Annotated in this window: 16 protein-coding genes and 2 tRNA genes; 17 read left to right on the forward strand and 1 reads right to left on the reverse strand. The window is 63.1% G+C overall.

Annotation, left to right across the window (positions count from 1 at the left end; genetic code table 11):
• Window positions 1-4: 4 nt before the first annotated feature.
• The 17 genes from GY725_11915 (at window position 5) to GY725_11995 (ending at window position 13,971) form a co-directional block, all read left to right on the forward strand.
• On the forward strand, window positions 5-745 hold the full coding sequence (locus GY725_11915; GenBank protein MCP4004892.1) for an isoprenyl transferase: 741 nt from the start codon (window positions 5-7) through the stop codon (window positions 743-745).
• Entirely contained in the window at window positions 742-1,902 is a 1,161-nt protein-coding gene (locus tag GY725_11920; protein ID MCP4004893.1) for a 1-deoxy-D-xylulose-5-phosphate reductoisomerase, read from the forward strand. The genes GY725_11915 and GY725_11920 overlap by 4 nt, the downstream gene beginning before the upstream one ends.
• Window positions 1,899-3,527: an RIP metalloprotease RseP gene (rseP, locus tag GY725_11925; GenBank protein ID MCP4004894.1), complete on the forward strand. Its 1,629-nt coding sequence runs from the start codon at window positions 1,899-1,901 to the stop codon at window positions 3,525-3,527. The genes GY725_11920 and rseP overlap by 4 nt, the downstream gene beginning before the upstream one ends.
• Window positions 3,528-3,536: 9 nt before the next feature.
• Window positions 3,537-4,253: a tRNA (adenosine(37)-N6)-threonylcarbamoyltransferase complex dimerization subunit type 1 TsaB gene (gene tsaB, locus GY725_11930; GenBank protein ID MCP4004895.1), complete on the forward strand. Its 717-nt coding sequence runs from the start codon at window positions 3,537-3,539 to the stop codon at window positions 4,251-4,253.
• A gap of 127 nt (window positions 4,254-4,380) precedes the next feature.
• The gene (locus GY725_11935) at window positions 4,381-4,599 is read left to right on the forward strand and encodes a DUF465 domain-containing protein (GenBank protein ID MCP4004896.1); all 219 of its coding nucleotides are present in this window, start codon (window positions 4,381-4,383) and stop codon (window positions 4,597-4,599) included.
• Between the two features lie 129 nt (window positions 4,600-4,728).
• On the forward strand, window positions 4,729-5,745 hold the full coding sequence (gene ilvC, locus GY725_11940; GenBank protein ID MCP4004897.1) for a ketol-acid reductoisomerase: 1,017 nt from the start codon (window positions 4,729-4,731) through the stop codon (window positions 5,743-5,745).
• A gap of 23 nt (window positions 5,746-5,768) precedes the next feature.
• Entirely contained in the window at window positions 5,769-6,449 is a 681-nt protein-coding gene (locus GY725_11945) for a phosphatidylserine decarboxylase family protein (GenBank protein ID MCP4004898.1), read from the forward strand.
• The gene (gene pssA / locus GY725_11950) at window positions 6,446-7,261 is read left to right on the forward strand and encodes a CDP-diacylglycerol--serine O-phosphatidyltransferase (GenBank protein MCP4004899.1); all 816 of its coding nucleotides are present in this window, start codon (window positions 6,446-6,448) and stop codon (window positions 7,259-7,261) included. The genes GY725_11945 and pssA overlap by 4 nt, the downstream gene beginning before the upstream one ends.
• 104 nt (window positions 7,262-7,365) lie before the next feature.
• Window positions 7,366-8,424, forward strand: a complete 1,059-nt coding sequence (leuB, locus tag GY725_11955; GenBank protein MCP4004900.1) for a 3-isopropylmalate dehydrogenase — start codon at window positions 7,366-7,368, stop codon at window positions 8,422-8,424.
• Window positions 8,424-9,419: a hypothetical protein gene (locus tag GY725_11960; protein ID MCP4004901.1), complete on the forward strand. Its 996-nt coding sequence runs from the start codon at window positions 8,424-8,426 to the stop codon at window positions 9,417-9,419. The genes leuB and GY725_11960 overlap by 1 nt, the downstream gene beginning before the upstream one ends.
• A gap of 6 nt (window positions 9,420-9,425) precedes the next feature.
• Window positions 9,426-10,199, forward strand: coding sequence for a tRNA pseudouridine(38-40) synthase TruA (gene truA, locus GY725_11965; protein ID MCP4004902.1), 774 nt, complete (start codon window positions 9,426-9,428; stop codon window positions 10,197-10,199).
• Window positions 10,183-10,707 carry a 50S ribosomal protein L13 gene (rplM, locus tag GY725_11970; GenBank protein ID MCP4004903.1) on the forward strand — a complete coding sequence of 175 codons (525 nt, stop codon included), beginning with the start codon at window positions 10,183-10,185 and terminating at the stop codon, window positions 10,705-10,707. The genes truA and rplM overlap by 17 nt, the downstream gene beginning before the upstream one ends.
• Window positions 10,707-11,111: a 30S ribosomal protein S9 gene (gene rpsI, locus GY725_11975; protein MCP4004904.1), complete on the forward strand. Its 405-nt coding sequence runs from the start codon at window positions 10,707-10,709 to the stop codon at window positions 11,109-11,111. Before rplM ends, rpsI begins: the two co-directional genes overlap by 1 nt.
• A 46-nt stretch (window positions 11,112-11,157) precedes the next feature.
• Window positions 11,158-11,955 carry a 3-deoxy-manno-octulosonate cytidylyltransferase gene (kdsB, locus tag GY725_11980; GenBank protein ID MCP4004905.1) on the forward strand — a complete coding sequence of 266 codons (798 nt, stop codon included), beginning with the start codon at window positions 11,158-11,160 and terminating at the stop codon, window positions 11,953-11,955.
• A 130-nt stretch (window positions 11,956-12,085) separates the two neighbouring features.
• The gene (locus GY725_11985; GenBank protein ID MCP4004906.1) at window positions 12,086-13,696 is read left to right on the forward strand and encodes a CTP synthase; all 1,611 of its coding nucleotides are present in this window, start codon (window positions 12,086-12,088) and stop codon (window positions 13,694-13,696) included.
• 58 nt (window positions 13,697-13,754) lie between these two features.
• Window positions 13,755-13,831, forward strand: a tRNA-Val gene (locus tag GY725_11990).
• A gap of 62 nt (window positions 13,832-13,893) precedes the next feature.
• Window positions 13,894-13,971, forward strand: a tRNA-Arg gene (locus GY725_11995).
• Between the two features lie 89 nt (window positions 13,972-14,060).
• On the opposite strand, the gene GY725_12000 is transcribed toward GY725_11995, so the two are convergent.
• Window positions 14,061-15,233, reverse strand: coding sequence for a site-specific integrase (locus tag GY725_12000; GenBank protein ID MCP4004907.1), 1,173 nt, complete (start codon window positions 15,231-15,233; stop codon window positions 14,061-14,063).
• Window positions 15,234-15,414 lie beyond the last annotated feature (181 nt).

The following is a 15,414-nucleotide window of genomic DNA, read 5'->3' on the forward strand; positions in this document are numbered from 1 at the left end:
CCCCATGCAGGCGATCGATCCCGACAAGATTCCCGGCCATATCGCACTCATTCTGGATGGCAACGGGCGCTGGGCGCAGAGTCGCGGTCTTCCCCGCGAAGCAGGGCACAGACGCGGCCCCGAAGTGGTCAAGGAAACCGTGCGATCAGCGCGCGATCTCGGCGTGAAGATGTTGACCATGTTCGCGTTCTCGACCGAAAACTGGAATCGGCCGCCCGGCGAAGTCGAGGCGATCATGACGGTCTTCGATCACTACCTGAAAGACGATCCCGAAGAGTTGATGAAAAACGGTATTCGCGTACAGGCCATTGGCCGGCGCGAGATGCTCGCTCCGCAGATTCAGGACGCAATTGCGAAGCTCGAAGACCAGACCGAAAAAAACGAGCAGATGCGACTCACCTTCGCGCTTTCCTATAGCGGCCGAACCGAACTGGTCGACGCCGCCCGGAAGATTGCTCGCAAGGTGAAGACTGGAAGCCTCGATCCCGAGGCGATCGACGAAAAGTGCATCGAACAGCACTTGTATGCGCCAGATCTCGCCCCTCCCGATCTATTGATTCGCACCGGTGGGGAATATCGGATTTCGAACTTCTTGTTATGGGAACTCGCGTACACCGAACTCTACGTCACCGAAACCCTCTGGCCCGATTTCAAGAAGGATGACCTCGAGGAGGCGATCTGCGCGTATCAACAACGCGAACGCCGCTTCGGTCGCACGGGCGAGCAGATCCGGACCCAAGAGTGACGCGTCTTTCGATCCTCGGATCTACGGGCTCCATCGGAACCCAGACCCTGCAAGTCGTCGATCAGTTTCCCGACAGGCTTCAGGTCGTGGCGCTATCGGCGGGTCGCAACGTCGACCTGTTGATTCAGCAGATCAAGCAGTACCGTCCGTCGTGTGTTGCCGTGGGATTGCCCGATGATGCCGCACGGGTTCGGACCGCGCTGGCCGACGAACGGATCCGGGTCCACTGTGGCGCCGAAGGCCTGCTCGAAGTCGCGACCGAACCCTCCGATCTGGTAATCGGCGCACTCGTGGGAAGCGTCGGGCTCGAACCGATCGTCGCGGCCTTGCGCGCGGGTACGGACGTGGCCCTTGCCAACAAAGAGGTCCTCGTCTCCGCGGGCCGGTTGGTCATGGAGGAGGCCCGTCGCCACGGAGCGCGTTTGCGTCCACTCGATTCTGAGCACGTGGCGATTCATCAGTGCATCGCCGGCCACCCGGAGCAGGCGGTGAGCAAGATCTGGCTGACGGCTTCCGGAGGGCCGTTTCGCTGTGCGGATCTCTCCGAGATGGAAGCCGCAACCCCCGAACGAGCCCTCGCGCATCCCAATTGGGATATGGGACCCAAGATCTCGATCGATTCGGCCACACTGATGAACAAGGGTTTCGAGCTGATCGAAGCTCGCTGGCTGTTTGATCTTCCGCCCGAACGCATCGGGGTGTTGGTTCACCCGGAGAGCGTCATCCACTCATTGGTCGAATACTGCGATGGGAGCTGGCTCGCGCAGCTCGGCGTCCCCGATATGCGGATCCCAATCGCCTACACTCTGGGCATGCCCGATCGCCTGCCGCTTGCGAATCTGTCGCCATTGGACCTCGTGTCGATCGGCAGCCTGAACTTCGAAGCGCCCGACGCGGAGCGTTTTCCCGCTCTGCGCCTCGCGACGCAAGTGCTCGAAGACGGCGGCACCGCGCCAGCGGTGCTCAACGCGGCCAATGAGGTCGCAGTGGAAGCCTTCCTGGCCGGGCGGATTTCGTTCACGGCGATCGCGCAGATTGCCGAAAAGGTACTGGCAGTCGAGGCCGTGCGTCCTGGTCTCGACCTCGAAGAAATTCGCGACAGTGATCGTCAATCACGGCAGCGCGCACGCGAAATGGTCGAGGAGTGGAGCGCATGAGCCTGGCCGGATTCTCCGACGTCGTATTGCCCTTCATTCTCTTGCTGGGCGTTCTCATCTTCATTCACGAACTCGGGCACTTCCTGGTCGCGAAGTACTTCAATGTGAAGTGCGAACGCTTCTCTCTCGGTTTCGGCCCGTCGCTTCTGGCGCGCACCGTCGGTGAGACGGAGTACGTGATCGGCGTGCTGCCCCTCGGTGGCTACGTGAAGATGCTCGGGGAAATTCCGGGCGAAGAACTGGCCGAAGAGGAGCGAGATCGGGCGTTCAATCTCAAGCCGGTCCACCAGCGCATGGCGATTTCGGTGGCCGGTCCGGCGATGAACATCGTCCTGCCCATCGTATTGATCGCGGGAATGCTGATGGCCGGAGTTCCCACTCTGACTTCGCTGGTTGGCGCGGTCGCACCGGATTCGGCTGCGGAACGCGCGGGTCTGCAGGGAGGCGACCGGATCGTTGCGATCGACGGCGAAGCGATCTGGCGCTGGAGCGACCTGATCACGCATCTTCGCGAGACTGCGAGTCCCACCGTTCTGCTCGAGATCGAGCGCGATTCCCAGCGCACGAACGTTTCCGTAACTCGTGAAACGCTAGACGACGGCCGTTTCGGCCCGATTGGCGCCGAGCCCAGCCCGCCCTCCGCGGTATTTGCCGTTTCGGGCCCGCAAAGCGCTGCGGCGCGAGCCGGGATGCTCACTGGAGACGTGATCCGCTCGGTCGATGGTACGGCGGTAGCGAATCGCTACGACGTGGAAAGGTTATTCCAGACGGCCTCCGGAGAACTCGAGCTCGAGGTGGAACGCACGCGTGGCGACGCCCGTGAAACCCTGATCGTGACGATTCCCGACGCGGGCTCCCGAACGAGTGAAAGTCTCGGACTCCAGCCGGTCGACTTTGCCGTCAACTTCGTGGATCCGGCAAGTCCGGCCAGCGAGGCCGGCATCGAGCCGGGCGATATCTTCCTGAGAGCGAATTCCAAACCGATCCAGTCCTGGAACCAACTGGTCGTCGCGATCCGTGGAAGCGAAGGCGATCCCATCGAGATGACGCTGCTTCGCGCTGGCCTCGAAGTAGACCTGAAGGTTTCGCCGATCAGGCGCGCGGTTCAGGTCGGCGAAGAAATGGAGACCCACTTCGCGATCGGCATCGGCGGAGGTACTCCGCGCAACGGGGGCGAGATGCTCGACGACGTGGTCAGCAATCCCTTCGTCGCACTCTGGCGCGCGGTGCAGCGCACCGTCGAGATCTTCAACATGATTCTGGGCGGTGTCTTCCAGCTGTTTACCGGCAAGGTCGGCTTGAACAATCTGGCTGGACCCATCGGCATCGGAGAAATCGCCGCAGACTCTTTCCAGACCTCGTGGTTGCAGTTTCTGTCGTTCATGGCCGTGATCAGTGTGAATCTGGCCATCTTGAATCTGCTGCCGATCCCGATTCTCGACGGAGGGCAGATCCTGCTGGCCGCCGCCGAGGGCATCAAGGGAAGCCCGCTACCGAATCGCGCCCGGGAGATCGCCCAGACGGTCGGACTCTCCCTGATTCTGGCCCTGATGGGGCTGGCCTTCTGGAATGATCTGGCGCGCAAATGGGCCGGGATCGTCGACTTTCTGAAAGGTCTCGTGTAACCCCAGAAGATGGCTGTACTGCTGTCACTCGAGACCGCCACCGATGCTGGCGGGGTGGCGCTCGTCGAGCACGGGAAGTCCGGAGAGCCGCGGCTTCTGGGCGAGGCGAGCATCGATACCGGGCAGCGACACGCCGCCACACTCCTGCGAGCCGTCGATCGGGTGCTAAGCGATTCCGGGCGCAAGCTGGACGAGGTCGAACTGATCGGGGTATCGGTCGGCCCCGGCTCGTTTACCGGCCTGCGCATCGGTCTTTCGACCGCGCTGGGTCTGTGTTTCGGCACCCCGCGGCGCATCGTTCCTGTTTCCACCCTGGGAGCGCTCTCCCTGCAAGCGGGCGGGGCGGGTCTCGCCGTGCCGATGCTCGATGCGCGCCGTGGTCAGGTCTACGGCGGGGTCTACGCTCCGCAAGGACGCGCGCTGCAAGAGGACTGCGCGGCGCCCCCAGAAGAGTTCCTGGGCCGGCTGGATCCGGACTCCTCCGTGGTCGTCCTGGGTTCGGGTGCTCAGCGCTACTCCGAAGTGGTCGAACGGGTCCTGGGAGCACGGGCCCGCGTCCTTTCCGCCGAAGAAGGCCGCCCTCGCGCGGCCGGCGTCGCGCGTCTGGCCGTGAGTCTGGCAGCCAACGGGCTGGCGCTGCCGCCGGAGCGGGTTGAGCTGCGCTACCTGCGCCCGCCCGAAGCGAAACTCCCGGGTTCTGGGCTCGGGTCCGATTCCAAGGCGTGAAAGGCTGCTTCGCTCGCGAGTTCCACCCGCCCATCCCAGAGCCCGTCGCGACGTGCTAAGCTCGCCTGCAGTGTCCTAACCTACTGATAATCCGCTGAATTGATCCAAGGACATAGAGAAGGGGTCAATGGAAACGCACGAGCGTGACCGGATTGAATCGCTGGCGAGTCAGGATGCCCAGCTCCGTGAGGTCTGGGAGCAGCATCTGGGTTTCAAGGCGAGACTCGAACAGATGAAAACGCGTTCGCATCTCAGTCCGGACGAGCAGGTAGAGAAGAAAACGCTCCAAAAGCTCAAGCTCGCGGCAAAGGATCAAATCGCGAGGATCCTGGCCCGACACGATTGAGCCTTGAAGCCGCCCCCCACACGAGCTGGGCAGCGGCCCGGCTCCGCACCCTTGTATTCGCGACTTTGGACTGGGTGTCTGAATGGAATTCGCACGTTGTCCGTTGCCAGCAGACCGAGGAGATGACACATGAAGGTGTACTACGATAAAGATGCAGACTTGGGCCGCCTGGAGGGTCGCACCGTCGCGATCATCGGCTACGGCAGCCAGGGCCACGCCCACGCGCTGAATCTCAAGGAGAGCGGCGTCGATGTCATCGTCGGCCTGCGTCAGAGTTCGCCGAGTTGGAAGAAGGCCGAAGCCGAAGGGCTGCGAGTCGCCACGCCTTCCGAAGCGGTTTCGAGTGCGACCGTGGTCATGATGACGCTACCCGATGAGACCATGGGAGACATCTACAGCGAACAGATCGCGCCGCATCTGAAAGCGGGGAACTATCTGGCGGTAGCGCACGGTTTCAACCTGCACTTCGGCTGCATCGAGCCGCCCGCCGACGTCAACACCTTCATGGTCGCGCCCAAGGGCCCCGGTCACCATGTGCGCGGCAGTTACGAGAGCGGCGGGGGCGTTCCCTGTCTGGTTGCCGTCGATCGCGATCCCAGTGGCGACACGCTGCAGATGGGCCTGGCCTATGCCAAGGGGATCGGCGGCGGGCGTGCGGGCATCATCGAGACCACGATCAAGGAAGAGACCGAGACGGATCTGTTCGGTGAGCAGGCCGTGCTCTGCGGGGGGCTGACCGCTCTCATGCAAGCCGGATTCGAGACGCTGACCGAGGCGGGCTACGCGCCCGAGATGGCGTACTTCGAGTGCATCCACGAGATGAAGCTGATCATCGACTTCATCTACGAAGGCGGCATCGCCAATATGCGTTACACGGTCTCCAACACGGCGGAGTACGGCGATCTGACCCGCGGACCGCGCGTTGTCAACGAAGAGACCAAGCGCGAAATGAAGAAGATCCTCAACGAGATCCAGACCGGGAAGTTCGCCCGAGAATGGCTGCTCGAGGCCCGCGCCGGTATGCCATCGTTCAAATCCATGGCACGCATTGGTGCGGAGCATCCGCTCGAAGAAACGGGTCGCAAGCTGCGCGCGATGATGCCCTGGCTCAAAGACCACCGACTGGTCGACCGGAGTCGGAACTAGTCGGGACTGAAACAGGAAGGCCGATGGCGGAACCCGCTCAGCTCAAGGGAAAGATCGCTCAACAGGGTGTGAAGAGTTCACTCGCCCTGCTCGCAATCGCCGCGGCCGGTCTAGTGGCGGTTGGACTGGACGTCGCGCCTTCCTGGGTTCCGGTTGCGTCGCTGAGTGTATTGGCTCTCGCCGCTGCGAACGCCCTGTTCTTTCGCAATCCCGAGCGTGTGATCTGCGGGGGCAGTCGCGACGTTGTCTCGCCCGGAGACGGTCGCGTGGTCGAGGTCGTTCAGATCGAAGATCCCGACGGCTTCGTGGGCAAATCCTGGCGTATCGCGATCTTCCTGTCGGTTTTCAACGTGCACATCAACCGGATGCCGATCTCCGGGGTCGTGCGTGGCATCCGCCGCAGCGGTAGCAAGTTCCTGGCGGCTTTCGCCAGCCGGGCTTCGGATCTGAACGTGCAATCGCGCATGGACATCGAAACCGGCAGTGGAATGCGTTTCGCGGTCGTGCAGATCACCGGATTGATCGCGCGTCGCATCGTGGGCTACGTGCAAGAGGGTGATACCCTGGAAAGAGGCGAGCGCTACGGTCTGATCTGTTACGGCTCGCGCATGGAGATATATCTGCCGGTGGACTGCGAGGTTCGGGTCGCGCCGGGTGATCGTGTGCACGGCGGGTCGAGTCTGCTCGCGGAGGTGCCCGAGTGAGTCTGCGACAAAGCAAAGGTCGATCGCGGCGCCGATCGCGCCGCCGAGATCGACGCGCGGTCTATCTGCTGCCGAATCTGATCACCAGTGCGGCCTTGATGCTCGGCTTCTGGTCGATCGTGCTCGCCACGCATGGCAAGTTCGATCAGGCCGCCTTGTGCATCGTACTTGCGGGTGTGGCCGATATGCTCGACGGGCGCATCGCGCGCGCGACGCAGGCCACAAGCCGCTTCGGAGCGGAGTACGACTCGATCTGCGACATGGTCAGCTTCGGGGTCGCTCCCGCTCTGCTCATGTACAACTGGACCTTGATTCCGCTCGGTCCGCGCGCCTGGATGATCGCCGGGTTGTTTTCGTTATGCGCAGCGCTGCGTCTGGCGCGTTTCAATGTATCGGCGCAACAAGACGGCGACTCCGTTTTCTACAAAGGCGTGCCTTCGACGTTTGCCGGTGGCATGGTCGCAGCGACCGTCTGGTTCGTGGGATGGCTCGGGATCCATCCGCCGTTCGAGCCGCCTCTGAGGCCGGTGCTCACGATTGCATTCGCCTTGCTCGCCCTGCTCATGGTGAGCCCGATTTCCTATCCGAGCTTGAAGCTGATCAGGATCGAAGGCCGTCGCGCCTATCCAACACTTGTCGCCATCCTGCTTGGAACGATCGCCATCCTGCTCAACCACGAGGTCATGATTTTCTCGATCGGTATCTGCTTCATCGTCGGTGGGCCGTTCATCGCGATCTGGGTGAAGCGCAACTCCGAGCCGGTTGCGAGCAGAGTTTCAGAAGACATTGCCCCGGAATCCTCGGATGTCTGAGGCTCTCGGGCGAACGCAAACCCGATGAACGCACGCAGCGCGTCTGGAAGGATCGGGCGCCGCGCGCGAAAAGCTCGAGTCCCCTCGTTTTACGGAGAAGTTTGATGCCCCGCGTACTGGTTCTGCCCGGAGATGGAATTGGCCCCGAGGTGACCGCCGAAGCGGTCGCCGTCCTGCAGGAAGTGGCTCCGGACCTGGAGTTCGAACAGGCCTTGATCGGGGGTTGCGCGATCGACGCCGAAGGCGCTCCGCTCTCGGATGCCACGATCGCCAGAGCCAGGGAATGCGGGCTGGTCCTGCTGGGCGCAGTCGGTGGACCGAAGTGGGACGCATTGCCGCCCGCGCAACGCCCGGAGCGCGGTCTGTTGCGCATCCGCAAGGAACTGGAACTCTTCGCAAATCTGCGGCCCGCACAGGTGATGGAGGTACTGTCCGACGCCAGTCCTCTGCGACCGGAGTGCGTAAAGGGTGTCGATCTGATCGTCATTCGCGAACTGACCGGCGGTATCTACTACGGCCAACCGAGCGGGCGCGACGATCGCGACGGCAAGCGCCGGGCACTCAACACCATGGTCTACGACGAGGACGAAGTCCGGCGCATCGCGCGCGTGGCTTTTCAGACGGCTCAGCGGCGGCGCAAGCTGCTGACGAACATCCACAAGGCAAATGTGCTCGATGTCTGCGCGTTCTGGAACGAGATCGTCGAAGAAGTCGCACTGGAATTTCCCGACGTGAAGCTCGAACATCAACTCGTCGACAGTATGGCCATGATCCTTCTGCGCGATGCGCCCGATTTCGACGTGGTCCTGTGTCCCAATATGTTCGGCGACATCATCTCAGACGAAGCTGCCATGATCACCGGTTCGCTGGGCATGTTGCCTTCCGCGAGTGTGGGTGACTCGGGGCAGGGACTCTTCGAGCCCGTGCACGGCAGCGCACCGGACATCGCAGGGACCGATCAAGCAAATCCACTGGCCGCGATTCTTTGCGCCGCGATGTTGTTGGAACACGGACTCGAGCGCGGCGACGCGGCTGCGCGAGTGCGCGATGCGGTTGAACGGGTCTTGACCGACGGGTATCGCACTGCGGATCTCGCCCGCTCGGGCGAGACCAAGACGGGGACACGCGAAATGGGCAAGCGAGTGCGCGAGGCGCTGAGTTGATGGCGCAAAAAGGTTTTCGCGTCGCGGTGATCGGGGCGACGGGAGCAGTGGGGAGCGAGATCATCGACGTGCTCGAGCAGCGCCGGCTTCCGGTACTGGAACTCCTGCCGTTTGCGAGCGAAGCCTCCGAGGCCACACATGTCGAGTTCCGGGGCGAGGAAGTGGACGTGGGCCTACCGGAGGCGTCGCTGCTGGCCGACTGCGACCTGGTCTTTTGCGCCGCACCGCACGTGCTGCGCGAATTCCTGCCCGCACTGCGCCAGAGCGACACTCGTGTCGTCGACCTGAGCGGTGAGTTCGAAACCGATCCAGGCATCCCAATGCACCTTCCCGGCGTGACTTCCGTGCACGCTTCTTCTCCTTTTGTCGCGATCCCGCGTGGCATCGTCGCGGGCGCAGCGCTGGCGCTGGCGCCGATCGCCCGCGAGATCGAACTCACCCGAGTCACGCTCGTGTGTCTGGAGACGGCCTCGGCTGCGGGCCTGGCTGGAATCGGCGAACTCACCAACCATACGATCGCGTTGCTCAACGAGATGACCGGCGAGACGCTTCCGTCCGAGGTCTTTCCGCGCTCGCTGGCATTCGACTGCCTGCCGCTGGTCGGGGAGGGCGGAGAGCCCGATGTCCCCTCGGAGAGATCTCTGCGCGACGTGCTGCGACGTCTGCTCGGCTCACCCGATCTGCCCGTGGAGACCACGCGCATCCACATCCCCGCACTCGGTGGCAGCGTCGCAGCGGTGCACCTCGCGCTCTCCCACGATCTTCCGGCTGCGCAGGCCCGCGATCTCTGGGAGAAGGCGCCGGGACTTCGCCTGCTGGACGAAGCCGACCTGCCCACGCCGCGCGGCGCCCTCGGGCACGACGACGTCGAGATCGGCCGGCTGCGCTCGAACCCCGAGGACGCACGCCGTCTGGCCTTCGTCCTGGCCCTCAACAACCTGCGCCGTGGCGCCGCGTTGTGTGCCATCGAGGCCGCCGAGGTCCTGCTGGGCTGATTCTGTATGTCTTCGACGCGCCGCTTCAAGCTCACGCTCGAATACGACGGAAGCGAATTCCACGGCTGGCAGTACCAGATCAATGGTCGCAGCGTCCAGGGCGTGGTCGAGGCCGCTTTCAAGCAGATCACGGGCGAGGATCTGCGCGTGAACGCAGCGGGCCGCACCGACGCGGCCGTGCACGCGCTCGGCCAGGTGGCCCACGTCGATACGACGACCCGGATGGAAGCGCTCGAGCTGCGCAAGGCGATTAACGCCGTGCTGCCCTACGACGTCGGGGTCCGGGACGTGTGCTCGGCGGCGCCCGACTTCGATGCCCGCCGACGCGCGATTTCCAAGTGTTATCGCTACCGGATCCTCGATCAGGGCCCGCGCAGTCCGCTGCGCCAGAACCGGGTCTGGCACGTGCGCCAGAAGCTCGACGAAGCCGCCATGCGCCTCGCCGCCGCCCACCTGGTGGGTAGCCACGACTTCGCGGCCTTTCGCGGCGCCCGGGGAGGGGCGCCCGAGGACGAGCATACACGCCGGGATCTCGGACGCCTGGACATCCGTCGAATGGACGACGAAATCCACGTAGAGGCCGAGGGGCGCAGCTTCATGCGCTACATGGTCCGGAACCTGGTCGGCACGCTCGTCGATTGTGGCCAGGGTCGGCGCACGCCCGCGGAGGTCGCCAAGATCCTGGCTTCGCGGGATCGCCGCCGAGCCGGACCTACGGCACCCGGCTGCGGGCTCTGTCTGCTCTGGGTGAAATACCCTGCAGATGACGGGGCTGCTTGACCTGTCGAAGGGGTTCGGCTATTCCCTGCCGTTCCGGTCCGACCGGGAAGAGGGGAGAATCGTGCCGAATCCAGCCAAACCGACCATCAGCGCCCGAGCGGAGGACATCGAACGCCGCTGGCTGATCGTCGATGCCAACGAGCAGGTCCTCGGCCGACTCGCCACCCGAGTCGCCTCCGTGTTGCGGGGCAAGCACCGACCCGATTTCACTCCGCACGTCGACACCGGGGACCACGTGATCGTGGTCAACGCCAGCAGCGTGCGCCTGACCGGGCGCAAGCTCGAGCAGAAGCACTACTACCGCCACTCGGGCTACGCAGGCGGGATCAAATCCATTCGCGCCGACCGCATGCTCGAATTGCATCCGGAGCGCGTGATCGAGTCGGCCATCAAGGGCATGTTGCCCCGCGGGCCGCTCGGACGTCAGATGTTTCGCAAGCTCAAGGTCTACGCGGGCGCCGAACATCCCCACGCGGCGCAGAAGCCCGAGACCATGGAGCTGACCTGATGTCGACCACAGAGATTCCCAATCGCTACTACGCCACCGGCCGTCGCAAGAGTTCGTCGGCGCGGGTCTACCTTACCCCCGGTTCCGGCCAGATTACGATCAACGGCCGCACCAGCGAAGACTACTTCCCGCGCGAGAGCCTGCGCCTGGTCATGATGCAGCCGATCGAAGTGATCGAGAAGGCCGGCGTGTTCGACATGCGCGTGACCGTCAAAGGCGGTGGCGTGTCCGGACAGGCCGGTGCGGTTCGCCACGGCATCGCGCGCGCACTCGAAAAGTACGATCCATCGCTGCGACCCGCGCTGAAAAACGCCGGCCTGCTGACCCGCGATGCGCGCGAGAAGGAGCGCAAGAAGTACGGTCAGAAGGGCGCTCGAGCGCGCTTCCAGTTCAGCAAGCGCTAGCCGTCTGTTGAAAACACCTCCCCAGTCGTCCGGATCCCCGGGCGGGATGCGGGTGACCGCGATCATTCCCGCTCGCTACGGATCCACTCGCTTTCCGGGCAAACCGCTGTTCCCGCTGGCGGGCAAGCCGATGATCCTGCACGTGGCCGAGCGCGTGGCTGCCGCCGTCCGGGAGGGCGTCGTCGATCGCTTCCTGGTCGCGACCGACGATCAGCGCATTTTCGACGTGGTAGCTGAGGCCGGCTTCGAGGTGCGCATGACCTCGCCGGATCACGCCACCGGCACCGACCGGCTCGCCGAGGTGGCCGCCGACCTGAGCGACGATGTGGTCTGCAACGTCCAGGGCGATGAACCGATGGTCGAGGGCTCGACGATCGCGGCACTGGTCCGGCCCCTGCGTGCCGATCCAGCGATCGTCATGGGTACGTTGAAGACGGAACTCGACCGGCCCGAAGACCGCTTTGACCCCAATCGCGGAAAAGTGGTCGTGGATCGCTCGGATCGCGCGCTCACTTTCACCCGACTGCCCATCATCGAAGACGTACCGGCGGAACAAGACTATTTCAATCGCGAGCGGGTCGAACGCGAACACGCCGGGCGCGGGCTGGTCGTCTACAGCGACATCGGGGTTTACGCGTATCGGCGCGAGTTCTTGTTGAAGTATCCGGAACTCGCGAGGACCCCATTCGAGCAGGCCGAGCGGCTCGAACAGCTGCGCGCGCTGGAACACGGCTACCAGATCTCCGTGCCGACGGTGGTCCACCGGGCGCTCGAGGTCGATACGCCCGAGGATGTGCGACGCGTCGAGGAGGCGCTCGCGCGCGAGAATCAGCGCAGCAACTGAGTCTGTGCGACGAGGCAACTTCCACCCCCAAACCCGCTTGCGCACGGGTTTTCCACAGGCCGGTCCGAAATCGGACTTTGACGAAAGCCTCCGTGTGTCTTACTCCTGTCGCAGCCCTGACGGAGCGTAAATGGAACGTAAGACAAAGTTCATCTTCGTAACTGGTGGGGTACTGTCCTCTCTGGGCAAAGGTCTGTCCTCAGCGTCGATCGGCGCCCTGCTCGAAGCGCGCGGCCTGAGGGTCGATTTTCTCAAGCTCGACCCGTATCTGAACGTCGATCCGGGAACCATGAACCCGATGCAGCACGGTGAGGTCTACGTCACCGATGACGGTGCCGAGACCGATCTCGACCTGGGCCATTACGAGCGCTTTGCTCAGGTCACGCTCAGCCGCAAGAACAATCTGACGGCCGGTCGGGTTTATGAGCAGGTGATCCAGAAGGAGCGCGAAGGCAAGTACCTCGGTGCGACCGTACAGGTGATTCCGCACGTCACCGACGAGATCAAAGAACACATCGTCGGGCTTAGCGGTGAGACCGATGTTCAGATCGTCGAGGTCGGCGGTACGGTGGGCGATATCGAATCCCTGCCTTTCCTCGAGGCGATTCGCCAGCTGCGCTCCGACATCGGGCGCGAAAATGTCTTGTACATTCACATCGCGCTCGTTCCCTACGTGAGCAGCGCCGGTGAACTGAAAACCAAGCCGGTGCAGCACAGCGTGAAAGAGTTGCGCTCGATCGGTATCGCGCCCGACATCCTCCTGTGTCGCACGGACCGCTATCTGCCGCGATCCGTGAAGAACAAGCTGGCGCTGTTCTGCGACGTCGATGAAGACGCGGTCATCACTGCGAAAGACGTCGATACCATCTACGATCTGCCGCTGGTGTTCCACGGCGAGGGCCTGGACGACAAGATCGTGAGTCTCCTGAACATCTGGACGGGCCAGCCGAATCTCGAGCGCTGGGAGCGTCTCGTAGCGGTGCTCAAGAATCCCGACTCGCGCGTGCGCATCGCCATGGTGGGCAAGTACGTCGAGTTGACCGAATCGTACAAGAGTTTGAACGAGGCTCTCACGCACGCGGGCGTGGCGCATTCGGTGGGCGTCGATATCGAGTACGTGGATTCCGACAAGCTGGCCGGCGCCGCACTCGACTCCCTGGGGAGCGTGGATGGCATCCTGGTTCCGCACGGTTTCGGCTCGCGCGGCGCAGAGGGCAAGATCCAGGCGATCCAATACGCGCGGGTCAACCAGATCCCGTACTTTGGCATCTGCTACGGCATGCAGTGCGCGGTGATCGAAGGCGCGCGCAATCTGGCGGGACTCTCGGGTGCGAGTTCGATCGAGATCGATCCCAAGACTCCGCATCCGGTCATCGATTTCATGCCCGACCAGCGGCACGTCGCCGAGACCGGGGGCAGCATGCGTCTGGGGGCCTATCCCTGTCGCATCGTTCCGGACACTCTGGCGGCGCGGGCCTACGGTCGCACGGAAGTCTCGGAGCGGCATCGTCACCGCTACGAAGTGAACTCAGACTACCGCGAACGCCTCGAAGAGGCGGGTCTGGTGATCTCCGGTATTTCGCCCGACGGGCGGCTCGCGGAGATCGTTGAATACGCGGACCATCCCTGGTTTCTAGCCTGCCAGTTCCATCCGGAATTCAAGTCCACTCCCTTCGAGCCGCACCCGCTATTTCGCGAGTTCATCGGGGCGGCGGTTCGACAGCATCGCGGCGGCGCTTGAAGTCCCTGGGAAGCTGACGTATTCCTTGATTCGGAAGCGGCGTTCAGGCGCCGCTATCGGGCGATTAGCTCAGCTGGCTAGAGCGCTACGTTCACACCGTAGAGGTCACTGGTTCAAGTCCAGTATCGCCCACCACGCCACGCGCGCTGGCCCGGACTGGCTGCTGTCGCCGATCTGTGCGAGGCTGCACCCCGCTCGGCCCAGTAGCTCAGCTTGGATAGAGCGCTTGCCTCCGGAGCAAGAAGTCGCAGGTTCGAATCCTGCCTGGGTCACCAGTGATTACGCGCACTTGGCGATTTGCTCGGAAGCAGCCCCGGTGGTTTAAGGGCTGAAAAAGGGGCGAACTCTTCAGTCGCCCGTTGAATCAGTCCCCGAACGCGATCCGGTCAATGGTTTCAGTAGCCCCAGCCTGGAGTCGAGGCACTGCGTGGGCGTAGTGGCTCATGATGGTTTCGACCGTGTCCCCGACTCGTTCAGCGACGGTCTGCGGAGCTTCACCGTGGAGCAGAAGCTGGGACACGACCGTGTGCCGGAGCACGTAAGGGCCGTCTCCTTTTCGAAGCTCGATTCCCGCCTTCTCGGCAATCCGCACGAAGTGCCGGGTGCGGAGGTTGTCTGGGCTCATCAGCCCGCCGTGCTCGTTCGGGAAGATGAGGTCGAGACTCCGATCGTAGTTCGGGCCCAGCCCGAGGATGTGTCTGCTCTGGCTGACCTTGTGGGCGGCCAGAGCGTCGATGACGGACTGGGGCAGGGGAATCCGACGGGTCTTTCGCGTCTTGGTTGGGGCAAGAATCAGGCGGCTCTTCCCGTCCTTGGAGACAGCCTGCCGAAAGGTGACGTGAGTCTCGTCGTCCAGGTCTTGCCACGTGACAGCAAGAGCCTCCCCCGGACGACAGCCCGTCGCCGCCATGAAGTACCAGAGCACATCGAACCGGGTGCCCTGGGATGCCGAGAGAAACGCCCGAAGTTCAGCGACGGTGAGCGACCGCCGCTCGTCTTGCCTTCCATGATCTCCATCCCTGCGCCGAGGCAGTTCGATGTCTGCGGCTGGGTTGTGAGCGATACGCTGCTGTCTGATCGCGCGGCTGAACGCCTGCGAGAGAAGGCGTCGAACCACTTGATGCGTTCGAGGTGACAACGCTTTACCCGCTCGATCCGACAATCCATCAATCAGGTTCTGCACCTGTGGGTTGCCGATCTTCTGGAGCTTGCGCTGGCCCAGGACTGGAATCACATGCTTGCGCAGCATGAGCCCCATACCATGGAGCGTCCGCTCCGAGACCTTGTTGCGTAGCCCCGGCGAGGCCAGCCACTCCTCGATGTGCTCACCCAATGTGATCCTGGAGGGCTCCACATAGCTTGTGTCCTCAAGAGACTTCTGGATCAAGCGGAGCCTGGATTCGGCCTGCCTCTTTGTTCCGAGAAAAGTCTCTGAGGTCTTGGTGTATCGCTTCTTGACCGGATCCCACCCGGTAGACCAACGAAGTCTCCACTTCCCCGGTCCTTTGTCTTCGATCTGTCCTTCACGTCGGCCCATATCTGTTCTCCTGGTTGTTTACTTCTGTCTGCTTAGCCACCCGGAACCTGTCAACGCCGATGAGACACTCGATTGTTTGATTTACTGAGCAATTCCTCCTGTCGTTGATGATTCGGGTGGGTTGATCCAGACCGCTTCGGGAAGCGGACTGGGCTTCGGGGTGCCCCGGACGAAGCGTTCA

It is taken from the genome of bacterium (genome assembly GCA_024226335.1).
In the GTDB taxonomy this organism is placed as follows: domain Bacteria; phylum Myxococcota_A; class UBA9160; order SZUA-336; family SZUA-336; genus JAAELY01.

Coding starts and splice junctions, on each gene's coding strand:
- GY725_11915 (MCP4004892.1), top strand. CDS start 5: ATGCAGGCGATCGATCCCGACAAGATTCCCGGCCATATCGCACTCATT.
- rseP (MCP4004894.1), top strand. CDS start 1,899: ATGAGCCTGGCCGGATTCTCCGACGTCGTATTGCCCTTCATTCTCTTG.
- tsaB (MCP4004895.1), top strand. CDS start 3,537: ATGGCTGTACTGCTGTCACTCGAGACCGCCACCGATGCTGGCGGGGTG.
- GY725_11935 (MCP4004896.1), top strand. CDS start 4,381: ATGGAAACGCACGAGCGTGACCGGATTGAATCGCTGGCGAGTCAGGAT.
- ilvC (MCP4004897.1), top strand. CDS start 4,729: ATGAAGGTGTACTACGATAAAGATGCAGACTTGGGCCGCCTGGAGGGT.
- GY725_11945 (MCP4004898.1), top strand. CDS start 5,769: ATGGCGGAACCCGCTCAGCTCAAGGGAAAGATCGCTCAACAGGGTGTG.
- leuB (MCP4004900.1), top strand. CDS start 7,366: ATGCCCCGCGTACTGGTTCTGCCCGGAGATGGAATTGGCCCCGAGGTG.
- GY725_11960 (MCP4004901.1), top strand. CDS start 8,424: ATGGCGCAAAAAGGTTTTCGCGTCGCGGTGATCGGGGCGACGGGAGCA.
- truA (MCP4004902.1), top strand. CDS start 9,426: ATGTCTTCGACGCGCCGCTTCAAGCTCACGCTCGAATACGACGGAAGC.
- rplM (MCP4004903.1), top strand. CDS start 10,183: ATGACGGGGCTGCTTGACCTGTCGAAGGGGTTCGGCTATTCCCTGCCG.
- rpsI (MCP4004904.1), top strand. CDS start 10,707: ATGTCGACCACAGAGATTCCCAATCGCTACTACGCCACCGGCCGTCGC.
- kdsB (MCP4004905.1), top strand. CDS start 11,158: ATGCGGGTGACCGCGATCATTCCCGCTCGCTACGGATCCACTCGCTTT.
- GY725_11985 (MCP4004906.1), top strand. CDS start 12,086: ATGGAACGTAAGACAAAGTTCATCTTCGTAACTGGTGGGGTACTGTCC.
- GY725_12000 (MCP4004907.1), bottom strand. CDS start 15,233: ATGGGCCGACGTGAAGGACAGATCGAAGACAAAGGACCGGGGAAGTGG.